At 69.8% G+C, this 12,161-nt stretch carries 5 protein-coding genes; 4 read left to right on the top strand and 1 reads right to left on the bottom strand.

Features of this window, described 5'->3' with window-relative positions; translation table 11 throughout:
- The first annotated feature begins 40 nt into the window (after positions 1-40).
- The 3 genes from ABZ478_RS29200 to ABZ478_RS29190 all read left to right on the top strand — a co-directional run bounded on the left by ABZ478_RS29200 (position 41) and on the right by ABZ478_RS29190 (position 4,878).
- Positions 41-1,777, top strand: a complete 1,737-nt coding sequence (locus tag ABZ478_RS29200) for a glycoside hydrolase family 13 protein (RefSeq protein WP_359553826.1) — start codon at positions 41-43, stop codon at positions 1,775-1,777.
- A 154-nt stretch (positions 1,778-1,931) separates the two neighbouring features.
- Positions 1,932-3,305: an alpha-amylase family protein gene (locus ABZ478_RS29195; protein ID WP_359553825.1), complete on the top strand. Its 1,374-nt coding sequence runs from the start codon at positions 1,932-1,934 to the stop codon at positions 3,303-3,305.
- A gap of 118 nt (positions 3,306-3,423) precedes the next feature.
- Complete coding sequence (locus ABZ478_RS29190; RefSeq protein WP_359553824.1) at positions 3,424-4,878, top strand: hypothetical protein; 1,455 nt, start codon at positions 3,424-3,426, stop codon at positions 4,876-4,878.
- Here ABZ478_RS29190 and ABZ478_RS29185 read toward each other — a convergent pair.
- The gene (locus tag ABZ478_RS29185) at positions 4,853-6,289 is read right to left on the bottom strand and encodes a hypothetical protein (RefSeq protein ID WP_359553823.1); all 1,437 of its coding nucleotides are present in this window, start codon (positions 6,287-6,289) and stop codon (positions 4,853-4,855) included. The genes ABZ478_RS29190 and ABZ478_RS29185 overlap by 26 nt on opposite strands.
- Positions 6,290-6,755: 466 nt before the next feature.
- On the opposite strand from ABZ478_RS29185, the gene pulA reads away from it, so the two are divergent.
- On the top strand, positions 6,756-12,161 hold the full coding sequence (gene pulA, locus ABZ478_RS29180; RefSeq protein ID WP_359553821.1) for a pullulanase-type alpha-1,6-glucosidase: 5,406 nt from the start codon (positions 6,756-6,758) through the stop codon (positions 12,159-12,161).

Below are 12,161 nucleotides of genomic sequence, written 5' to 3'. Positions count from 1 at the left end.
CCCGCCCTGGCGGGGGGACCCCCACCGCATCAAGGACGCCATGAGCCAGCAGAATTCTGCAGCCCCGGCCACCGACTCCGCCGTCGCCACCGTCGCCGCCAGCCGTGACTGGTGGCGGGACGCGGTCATCTACCAGGTCTACCCGCGCAGCTTCGCCGACAGCAACGGCGACGGCATGGGCGACCTGGAGGGCGTGCGCTCCCGCCTCCCGTACCTGCGCGACCTCGGTGTCGACGCCGTGTGGCTCAGCCCCTTCTACGCCTCACCGCAGGCGGACGCCGGCTACGACGTCGCGGACTACCGCGCCGTCGATCCCATGTTCGGCAACCTGCTCGACGCCGACGCCCTGATCCGCGACGCCCGCGGGCTGGGCCTGCGGGTCATCGTCGACCTGGTCCCCAACCACTCCTCCGACCAGCACGAGTGGTTCAAGCGCGCCCTCGCCGAGGGCCCCGGCTCCCCGCTGCGCGAGCGCTACCACTTCCGCCCCGGCAAGGGGACGGACGGCGAGCTGCCGCCCAACGACTGGGAGTCCATCTTCGGCGGCCCGGCGTGGACCCGGGTGACCGAGCCGGACGGCACCCCGGGCGAGTGGTACCTGCACCTGTTCGCCCCCGAGCAGCCCGACTTCAACTGGGAGCACCCGGCCGTCGGCGACGAGTTCCGCTCCATCCTGCGGTTCTGGCTGGACATGGGTGTGGACGGCTTCCGCATCGACGTGGCCCACGGCCTGGTGAAGGCCGACGGCCTGCCCGACCTCGGCTCCCACGACCAGCTCAAGCTGCTGGGCAACGATGTCATGCCGTTCTTCGACCAGGACGGCGTGCACGAGATCTACCGTCAGTGGCGCACCGTGCTCGACGAGTACGCCGATACGATGGGGCCCGAAGGGCCTTCCGCAGAAGGGCGGGGGCGGGAGACGGGTGGGCGGATCTTCGTCGCCGAGGCGTGGACGCCGACCGTCGAGCGCACCGCCAACTACGTCCGCCCGGACGAACTGCACCAGGCCTTCAACTTCCAGTACCTGGGCACCGAGTGGGACGCGGCGGAGCTGCGCACGGTCATCGACCGCACCCTGGAGGCGATGCGCCCGGTCGGCGCCCCGGCCACCTGGGTCCTGTCCAACCACGACGTCACCCGGCACGCCACCCGCTTCGCCAACCCGCCCGGCCTCGGCACCCAGATCCGCACCGCCGGCGACCGCGACCTCGGCCTGCGCCGGGCCCGCGCGGCCTCCCTGCTGATGCTCGCCCTGCCCGGCTCGGCGTACGTCTACCAGGGCGAGGAACTGGGCCTGCCGGACGTGGTGGACCTCCCCGACGAGGTGCGCCAGGACCCCGCGTACTTCCGGGGCGCCGGCCAGGACGGCTTCCGCGACGGGTGCCGGGTGCCGATCCCGTGGACCCGCGAGGGCTCCAGCTACGGCTTCGGCGACGGCGGGAGCTGGCTGCCGCAGCCGGCGAGCTGGGCCGAGCTGAGCGTGGAGGCGCAGACCGGCGTGCCCGGTTCGACGCTGGAGCTGTACCGCTCCGCGCTCGCCCTGCGCCGCTCCCAGCCCGGTCTGGGCGCGGGCGAGTCGGTGGAGTGGCTGCGGGCCCCGGAGGGCGTGGTGGCGTTCCGGCGCGGCGAGTTCGTGTGCGTCGCCAACACCACCGGCGAGTCGGTGACCATGCCGGCGTACGGCCGGGTCCTGCTCGCCAGCGATGAGGTGACCGAGGCCGGCGGCGAGGCGAAGGTGCCCGCGGACACCACCGTCTGGTGGACCGCGGCGGACTGACGCACCCTCTGAAATTTCTTGCATCAACTTCACACCGGCCCGCTGCCTTTCAGGCAGCGGGCCTTTAACATCTGCGTCACCGCAAGTTTGCTGAAATATTTCAGCAAGCGCCTTCAGCGGTACCCCACACCCTTCGATGAAGAAGGAACCCCACATGGCACGCAGAATCCTCTCCGCGGCGACCGCCCTCACGGCCGCTGCGCTTGTCATGACCCCGACTATGGCGCAGGCCTCCCCGCCCGGCACCAAGGACGTCACCGCGGTGCTCTTCGAGTGGAACTACGCCTGGGTGGCCCGCGAGTGCACCAGTACCCTCGGCCCCGCCGGCTACGGCTACGTCCAGGTCTCCCCGCCCGCCGAGCACATACAGGGCTCGCAGTGGTGGACCTCGTACCAGCCCGTCAGCTACAGGATCGCCGGCCGGCTCGGCGACCGCGCGGCCTTCCAGAACATGGTGAACACCTGCCACTCGGCGGGCGTGAAGGTCGTCGTCGACACGGTGATCAACCACATGTCGGCGGGCAGCGGCACCGGTACCGGCGGCTCGTCGTACTCGAAGTACAACTACCCGGGCCTGTACTCGTCCTACGACTTCGACGACTGCACCTCCCAGATCAGCAACTACCAGGACCGCTGGAACGTCCAGCACTGCGAACTGGTCGGCCTGGCCGACCTCGACACCGGCGAGGAGTACGTCCGCAAGACCATCGCCGGCTACATGAACGACCTGCTCACCCTGGGCGTGGACGGCTTCCGCATCGACGCGGCCAAGCACATCGACAGCGCCGACCTCGCCAACATCAAGTCGCGCCTGACGAACCCCGGCGCCTACTGGAAGCAGGAGGTCATCTACGGCGCGGGCGAGGCCGTCCAGCCCACCGAGTACACCGGCAACGGGGACGTCCAGGAGTTCCGGTACGCCTACGACCTCAAGCGGGTCTTCAACAACGAGAAGCTGGCCTACCTCACCAACTACGGCGAGGGCTGGGGCTACATGAGCAGCTCCAAGGCCGGCGTCTTCGTCGACAACCACGACACCGAGCGCAACGGCTCCACCCTCAACTACAAGAGCGGCGCCAACTACACCCTGGCCAACGTCTTCATGCTGGCCTGGCCCTACGGCGCCCCCGACATCAACTCCGGCTACGAGTGGTCCGACGCGGACGCCGGCCCGCCCAACGGCGGCCAGGTCAACGCCTGCTGGCAGGACGGCTGGAAGTGCCAGCACAAGTGGCCGGAGATCATCAACATGGTCCCCTTCCGCAACGCCACCCGGGGCCAGTCGGTCACCAACTGGTGGGACAACGGCAACAACGCGATCGCGTTCGGCCGGGGCAGCAAGGGCTACGTGGCCATCAACCACGAGTCCTCCTCGCTGACCCGCACCTACCAGACCTCGCTGCCCGCGGGCACCTACTGCAACGTGCAGAACAACACCACGGTGACGGTGAACTCCAGCGGCCAGTTCTCGGCCACCCTCGGCTCGAACACGGCGCTGGCCATCTACGCCGGCAAGTCGAGCTGCTGACAGGCCCGTGACCGGGCCCACCGCGTCCCGCCCGGGCGCGGTGGGCCCGGTCACGGCCCCGGGGCCGACCGGAGCAATCGCGGGTGCGTGGCTCCGGCACCTGTTCGAGGCTGGCCCCATGAGCATCCGTCCCTGGGTCGTCGTCGAGGCACCGGACGGCCGCGGCCTGCGCCGGGTCACCATCGGCAACGACACCGTGGGCAGCGCCTGGTCGCGCCGTGAGCTGCGCCGGATGCTGGACCGCCTCGGGTACCCGGACCTCGATCTGGCGGACCCGGCCACGGTGTGCTGGCGCGGAGGGGACAGCGGTACCTGGCCCGACCGGGCCCTCCGCCGTCGTGCGACCGGTGCGCTCATGACGGCGGGACTGCTCGCCTCCGCGGTCCTCGGCGGGCTGATCGGATGGCCGGACGCCTCCGGCGCCCAGACGTTCGCGCAACGGCTGACCGGGGCCCTGTTCGTGCTGTCCGGTCTGGTGCAGCTCGCTGCGGCGGTCGCGGTGTTCGACCACTGGGGGAGGCGGCAGTCCCGGATCTCCGGTGCCGTCGTCCTGCTCGGCGTCCTCATATCGCTGGCCACCGACAGCCTTCTCGTCCTGATGTGGCTGGAGGAGACGGAGTACACGCCCTACATGCTGGCGTTCATGCCGCTGTGGTGCTGGTCCGTGTGGGCCCTCTGGCTGCTGGTCCGGCAGCGGGTGTGGCGAGGGGTGCCGCACCCCAGGACGTTCGCCGCCGGCGTGTTCGTGCCGGCGGTCTTCACCGCTCTCAGCCTGGCGTACTCGACCATGTTCCAACCCGCGGTGGCCCCCATACGCCTGACCCTGAAGACGGAATTCGGAACAGCGCGGGCGGACCGCACACGCCCCTTCGTCCAGGTCCCGCTGAAACTCTCCGTCAAGAACACCGGGGATTTCTCCGTGTACGTCGTCATCGACGACTTGAGCGTCTACGGGAGAACCGCCAAGTATTCCGAGCGCGGCACATCGACCACGGAAACGTGGCGGAAGAGCTTCGACGAGAACGACGAGGAGGCGGAACTCAACGTCGATCAACCGGCCTTCACCCTCATAAGCAGCGGACGCTTCTACCCGCCCGGCCAGGTGATCGAAGGAGGGCAGGAAGACACCCTGCAGCATGTGTTCCAGATCCCCAGAAGCGCAAAATATGATGTGCTCTACGCCATGGCACAGATAACATACATAAAGACGGACCGAGGTCATATCGACGCCGCTGAATTCCGCAGGTCGCATCCGTCGTGGAGGAAGAGCGAGGGTCGCTTCTACTGTTCCGCGGAGAATTCGTGCCCGCCGCAGCTCATACATCTCGCCCGGTTGCGCAGCGACAACAACCTGGTCGAGGTGACCCGTGGCGCGCGCTACGTCCTGGCGATCTGGGCTCCGGCCGAAACGCCCGTGTACTCCATATCCTCGTACCACTTCCAGAGCAAGGGCATCGTTTTCTCGCAGGAGAAGCGAGAGGTGGACCGGTACGGTGTCGCGACGATCGGTGCGAAGTCGGAGGTCTCCATGGCGGAATTGCTGAAGTCTATTCCTTCTCCTTCGCCACCTTGACCCAGGTGCCCGACTCGACCCCCGAGTCCTGGTCGAGCCGCAGAGCGGCCCGCAGGCAATGCAGCGCCGGAGTTCCCAGTGCCCCGAACAGCTCGCTCGCCGGCACCGAGTCGGCCAGCCTGGGAATGAGCCGCTTGATCTCGAGCTGCGCGTCGGCGAACTTGTCGTTGCGCAGTTGAGTGAGGACATCGAGGAAGTCGTCGCCCTTCTCCCTGGACTTCCAGAAGTCCTTGACGCCCTCGGTGTTCCACTTCTCGGGGAGCAGGTCCTTCAGATCCCTGCCCAGGCTCTTCTCCGGGGCGTACTCGAAGATGGAATTGGTGCAGACCTCGGCCGCCTTGCCGAGCCGCACGTCCGGCAGGCCCTGCGCGGAGACCGCTTCCTCCTGCTTCTTCCTCATGCGCTCGATCTGCTTGTCCAACTCCTTGCGCGCCTTCTCCCGTTCCTCGTCCGACGCCCTGGGGTCTCCGGCCCTGTCCAGCGACGAACTCGCCTCGTACGCGCTCTGCGCCAGTTCCTTGCGCCCCCCGTCGGGCGTGTTCGGGTCGCCGCTCGTGAGCATCGCCACCATGACCGCCTGCGCGCTCCGCAGGCCGCCCGGACCGGTACGACCCGTTCTCGCCACGTTGCCCGTGTAGCGCAGCAGCCGGCTCGTGGTCCGGACGTGGTAGTCGCGTACCGCTTGCGGCATGCCGCGGTCACCGAGCCGGGGGAGGCCGGAGGCCAGACCGCCGACGACGGAGAAGGCCTGTTGTTGATCCTCGGGCGGCAGCGCGGAGTTGCCGGCCGCGTCCAGGGTGGAGACCACCTGCTTCACGAGACCGGTCAGCTCCCTGCGCACCGCCGGGGGTGTCCGGGGGTCACCGATCACCTCCAGGGCGGAGCTCACCGCCCGGGCGCTGCGCAGGACCGCGTCACGTTCCTGCGGCGGGGTCCGCGGATCCCGCGCCGTGCGCAGGGCGGCGGTCAGTCGCTCGACGCTCGGGGCCAGTTCCCCGGGCACTTCGTCCTTCTTCCGGTCCAGGTCCGCGGTCGCCCCGTCGATCTCCTGCTCCTGCTCCGGCTGCTCGGGGGCGGTGGAGCGCGCCGTGTCGCTGTCGGTGGGGTTCGGGGTCCCCGACCCGCTCGTGGTGGACGGGGAGGGCGATGTCTCCGAGGGCGTGCTGTGCGGCGTCGTGGGGCCGGGGGGCGTCGAGGGTGACGTGGTGGTCGGTGCCGGCGGAGGAAGCGTCGGCGACGGGGGCTCCGGAGAGGGAGGCGTGGACTCGGCGGGCGGATCCGACGAGGCCCGGTCGCCGGTCATGGGCGCCGGCGTGGCGGCCGCCTGGCCCAGGGGAAACGCGAGCGCCGCTGCCAGGACGGACGCACCGGCCAGGTGCGCGACGTGTCGCCGGGTGGTGCTGGCCATCATGAATCCTCTTCACCCGTTCGCCGTGTCCGGCGACGCGGTGCGCGCCGGTGGAGAGGCCGGGTGGCCCGGTCCTCGGCGATGGTCCCGGCCCGGCGGGCCGGGCGTCGCCGTCGCGGCCACCCCCTCCCTCCACGCTCACTCCGGGGGCGGTGCGCCGCAACCGGGGTGCCGGGGGCGGCGCCGCTCCGTCCCGCGGCGGACGCGAAGCCCGATTGAAGCGTCAACGGTTGTTCCGTCAACCGATCGGTGTGAACGCCCCCTTCGTCCCGCTCGCGCCGGCCAGCGGAGCTCCCTCGCGGCGCCCCCGGCGGCGGAGAAGCCGGGGTGCAAGTACTTGCTATGGGTTTCAACCCTCTTGCTGTAAACCTTTCGTGGGCGATACGGTCGCGCGGGCGCCCGGCATCGGAGCCGAGCCGCGGCGTGGGGTCGGACCCAGAAGAGCCGTAATCGCTAGGAGTTCCCGCCTGTGATACCGAGATGGCCGGCGCCCTCGAAGCGCCGTACCCCGTACCGGCGGAGGGCCGCGGCCGTGACCGCCGCCGCCCTCGCCGCCGCCCTCGTGCAGCCGGTGTCCGCCCACGCGGACACACCGCCCGCGCCCCCCTCGGACGCCGCGCTCGCCGCCCAGGCCGCCCGGCACGACGACACGCGCGAGCAGTTCTACTTCGTCATGCCGGACCGTTTCGCCAACGGGGACACCGCCAACGACAAGGGCGGGCTCACCGGTTCGCGCCTGAGCACCGGCTACGACCCCACCGACAAGGGGTTCTACCAGGGCGGTGACCTCAAGGGCCTGACCAAGCGGCTCGACTACATCAAGGGGCTCGGCACCACCTCCATCTGGATGGCGCCGATCTTCAAGAACCGCCCCGTCCAGGGCACCGGCGACAACGCCTCGGCCGGCTACCACGGTTACTGGATCACCGACTTCACCCAGGTCGACCCGCACTTCGGGACCAACAAGGACCTGTCGACCCTCATCTCCAAGGCACACGCCAAGGGCATGAAGGTCTTCTTCGACGTCATCACCAACCACACCGCCGACGTCGTGGACTACCAGGAGAAGTCCTACGGCTACCTGTCCAAGGGCGCCTTCCCGTACCTGACGAAGGACGGCAGGCCCTTCGACGACAGCGACTACGCCGACGGCACGAAGAAGTTCCCGGCCACCGGCGCCGGTTCCTTCCCCTACACCCCGAAGGTCACCAGCGCGAGCAAGGTCCCCGCCTGGCTCAACGACCCGACGATGTACCACAACCGGGGCGACTCGACGTACGCCGGCGAGTCCACCACCTACGGCGACTTCTCCGGCCTCGACGACCTGTGGACCGAACGTCCCGAGGTCGTGCGGGGCATGGAGAAGATCTACCAGCGGTGGGTCGGGGACTACGGCATCGACGGTTTCCGCATCGACACCGTCAAGCACGTCGACATGGACTTCTGGACCCGGTGGGCGACCGCGCTGGACGCGTACGCGGCCGCGCACGGGCGGAAGAACTTCTTCATGTTCGGCGAGGTCTACTCCGCCGACACCTCCGTCACCTCCCCGTACGTCACCCAGGGCCGGCTGGACGCCACCCTCGACTTCCCCTTCCAGGACGCGGCCCGCTCCTACGCCTCCCAGGGCGGCAGCGCGCGGAAGCTGGCGGGCGTCTTCGGTGACGACTACAAGTACACGACCGACAAGGCCAACGCGTACGAGCAGGTCACCTTCCTCGGCAACCACGACATGGGCCGCGTCGGGTACTTCCTGAAGCAGGACAACCCCAAGGCCACCGACGCCGAGATCCTCAAGAAGGACAAGCTCGCCAACGAGCTGATGTTCCTCAGCCGCGGCAACCCGGTCGTCTACTACGGCGACGAGCAGGGCTTCACCGGCGCCGGCGGCGACAAGGACGCCCGCCAGACGATGTTCGCCTCGAAGGTCGCCGACTACCTCGACGACGACGAGATCGGCACCGACCGCACCCACGCGAGCGACGCCTACGACACCGGCGCCCCGCTGTACCGGCAGATCGCCGCGCTCGCGAAGCTCCGCAAGGCCAACCCGGCCCTGACCGACGGGGTCCAGACCGAGCGCTACGCCGCCGACGGCGCCGGGATCTACGCGTTCACCCGCACGGACGCGAAGACCGGCCAGGAGTACGTCGTCGCCCTCAACAACGCCGACGAGGCGAAGACGGCGGCCTTCGCGACCGGTTCGGCCCGCATGTCCTACCGGGGCGTCTACGGCGCCGAAGGCACTCGCGCCTCCGACGCCGACCGCGAGCTCACCGTCACCGTCCCGGCCGGCGCCACCGTCGTCTACAAGGCCGCGGGCACCCTCGCCAAGCCCGCCACCGACCCGACGATCACCCTGAAGGCACCGGCCGCCGGCGCCACCGGGACCGTCGAGCCGAGCGCGGACGTCGAGGGCGGGCGGCTCAACCGCGTCGTCTTCGCCACCCAGGTCGGCAACGGCAAGTGGCGCACGCTCGGCTCCGCCGACCACGCCCCCTACAAGGTCACCCAGGCCATCGGCGAGGACGTACCGGCCGGCACCGCCCTGCGCTACAAGGCGGTCGTGATCGACTCGGCCGGGCACACCGCGAGCGCCACGGCGAGCACCACCACCGGCACCCCGGCCGCCCCCGAGGTCCCCACGGCCTCCTCCCGCGACTACGCGGTCGTCCACTACAAGCGCACGGACGGCGACTACGCCGACTGGGGCCTGTACGCCTGGGGCGACCTCGCCGACGGCGAGGCGACGAACTGGCCGGCCAGCCACCCCTTCGTGGGCCGCGACGCCTACGGCGCCTTCGCCTACGTCAAGCTCAAGCCCGGCGCCTCCAACGTCGGCTTCCTGGTCATCGACAAGGACGGCAACAAGGACGTCTCCGCCGACCGGTCCATCGACGTCACCAGGACGGGTGAGGTCTGGATCGAGCAGGGCAAGGACGACGTACTCACCGAGAAGCCCGACTACCCGGCCCAGGACACCGCCAAGGCGGTCGTCCACTACCACCGCGCCGACGGCGACTACGACGGCTGGGGCCTCCACGTCTGGACGGGCGCCGCGAACCCCACCGACTGGTCGAACCCCCTGAAGCCGGTGAAGACTGACGCCTATGGCGCGGTCTACGAGGTGCCGCTCACCGAGGGTGCCACCAGCCTCAGCTACATCATCCACAAGGGCGACGACAAGGATCTCCCGACCGACCAGTCCCTGGACCTCAAGGCCGACGGGCACGAGGTGTGGCTGTTGAACGGCCAGGAGCAGTACCTCCTGCCGCAGCCCGCGGGCAGCGCGGCCGCCCTCGACCTGACCACCTCCAAGGCGATCTGGATCGACCGGGACACCGTCGCCTGGAACGGCGCCGACGGCGCCGCCTCCACCCAGCTGCTCTACTCCCCGGACGGCTCCATCGCCGTCAAGGACGGAGCGCTGACCAGCGACGACGAGCACTGGCTGCGTCTGGACAAGACGGCGCTCACCGACGCCCAGAAGGCGAAGTTCCCGCACCTGAGGGACTACACCGCCTGGTCCGTCGACCCGCGTGACCGGGACCGGGTGCGCGCGGCCCTGAACGGGCAGCTCGTGGCCTCGCAGCGGGCCGCCAACGGCGCCGTGCTGGCGGCGACCGGCGTGCAGATCGCCGGGGTGCTGGACGACCTGTACCCCGGCGCGACCAGGGCCGCCCTCGGGCCGACCTTCCACGACGGCAGGCCGACCCTCGCCGTCTGGGCGCCGACCGCGCAGAGCGTCCACCTCGACCTCGACGGCAAGGCCGTGAAGATGCGCCGGAACGCCACCACCGGCGTCTGGTCCGTCACCGGCCCGGCGTCCTGGAAGGGCAAGCCCTACCGGTACGTCGTGAAGGTGTGGGCGCCCAGCGTCCGCAAGATGGTCACCAACAAGGTCACCGACCCCTACTCGGTCGCCCTCACCGCCGACTCCGAGCGCAGCCTCGTCGTCGACCTGAACGACCGGACCCTGGCGCCCGGCGGCTGGTCGGGCCTGCGCAAGCCCAAGGCCGTACCGCTGAAGGACGCGCAGATCCAGGAGCTGCACATCCGGGACTACTCGGTCGCCGACAAGTCCGTCCCGGCCAAGGAACAGGGCACCTACCTGGCCTTCACCGACAAGAACAGCGACGGCTCCAGGCACCTGCGCGCGCTGGCGAAGTCCGGCACCTCGTACGTGCACCTGCTGCCGGCCTTCGACATCGCCACCATCCCCGAGAAGAAGTCCGACCAGGCGAGCACCGACTGCGACCTGGCCTCCTACCCGGCCGACTCCGCCAAGCAGCAGGAGTGCGTGGCGAAGACCGCCGCCAAGGACGCCTACAACTGGGGCTACGACCCGTATCACTACACGGTCCCCGAGGGCTCGTACGCCACCGACCCCGACGGCACCGCCCGTACGGTCCAGTTCCGGAAGATGGTGCAGGCGCTCAACCAGGACGGCCTCCGGGTCGTCATGGACGTCGTCTACAACCACACGGCCGCCGGCGGCCAGGCCGACACCAGCGTGCTGGACCGGATCGTGCCCGGCTACTACCAGCGGCTCCTCGCCGACGGCTCGATCGCCAACAGCACCTGCTGCGCCAACACCGCGACCGAGAACGCGATGATGGGCAAGCTGGTCGTGGACTCGATCGTCACCTGGGCCAAGGAGTACAAGGTCGACGGCTTCCGCTTCGACCTCATGGGCCACCACCCGAAGGCCAACATCCTCGCGGTCCGCAAGGCCCTCGACGCGCTCACCCTCAAGAAGGACGGCGTCGACGGCAAGAAGATCATCCTGTACGGGGAGGGCTGGAACTTCGGCGAGGTCGCGGACGACGCGCGCTTCGTGCAGGCCACGCAGAAGAACATGGCCGGCACCGGCATCGCCACCTTCTCCGACCGGGCCCGTGACGCCGTGCGCGGCGGCAGCCCCTTCGACTCCGACCCCGGCGTCCAGGGCTTCGCCTCCGGGCTGTACACCGACCCCAACTCCTCCACCGCCAACGGCACCGAGGCGGAGCAGAAGGCCCGGCTGCTGCACTACCAGGACCTGATCAAGGTCGGCCTGAGCGGCAACCTCGCCAAGTACCGGTTCACCGACTCGGCCGGCAAGGAGGTCACCGGCGCCGAGATCGACTACAACGGCGCCCCGGCCGGTTACGCGGACGCGCCCGGCGACGCCCTCGCCTACGTCGACGCGCACGACAACGAGTCGCTGTTCGACGCCCTGACCTACAAGCTCCCCAAGGACACCTCCGCGTCCGACCGGGCCCGCATGCAGGTCCTGGCGATGGCCACGGCCGCCCTCTCGCAGGGCCCGGCGCTCTCCCAGGCGGGCACCGACCTGCTGCGCTCGAAGTCGCTGGACCGCAACTCCTTCGACAGCGGCGACTGGTTCAACGCCATCCACTGGAACTGCGCGGACGGCAACGGCTTCGGGCGCGGCCTGCCCATGGCGGCCGACAACGAGTCCAAGTGGCCGTACGCCAAGCCGCTGCTGAGCACGGTGAAGGTGGGCTGCCCGCAGATCACCGGCGCCTCGGCCGCCTACCAGGACCTGCTGCGCATCCGTACCTCGGAGAAGGCCTTCTCCCTCGGCACGGCCGCGCGGGTGCAGGACCGGCTGTCCTTCCCGCTCTCGGGCAAGGACGAGACGCCCGGCGTGATCACCATGCGCCTCGGTGACCTGGTCGTCGTCTTCAACGCCACCCCGCAGCCCCAGGAGCAGCGGATCGGCGCCCTCGCCGGCACGCACTTCCGGCTGCACCCGGCGCAGGCGGCGGGCACCGACCCGGTGGTGAAGTCAGCCTCCTACGCGGCCGGTTCGGGCACGTTCACCGTCCCGGCGCGGACCGTGGCCGTGTTCAGCGCATCGAACAAGTAG

The sequence above is a fragment of the Streptomyces sp. NPDC005706 genome (assembly GCF_040631045.1).
GTDB lineage: Bacteria > Actinomycetota > Actinomycetes > Streptomycetales > Streptomycetaceae > Streptomyces.
This window is presented reverse-complemented; position numbering and strand designations above follow the sequence as displayed.

What these genes read in the sequence shown, in the direction of transcription:
- ABZ478_RS29200 (WP_359553826.1), top strand. Translation starts at nt 41, where the DNA reads ATGAGCCAGCAGAATTCTGCAGCCCCGGCCACCGACTCCGCCGTCGCC.
- ABZ478_RS29195 (WP_359553825.1), top strand. Translation starts at nt 1,932, where the DNA reads ATGGCACGCAGAATCCTCTCCGCGGCGACCGCCCTCACGGCCGCTGCG.
- ABZ478_RS29190 (WP_359553824.1), top strand. Translation starts at nt 3,424, where the DNA reads ATGAGCATCCGTCCCTGGGTCGTCGTCGAGGCACCGGACGGCCGCGGC.
- ABZ478_RS29185 (WP_359553823.1), bottom strand. Translation starts at nt 6,289, where the DNA reads ATGATGGCCAGCACCACCCGGCGACACGTCGCGCACCTGGCCGGTGCG.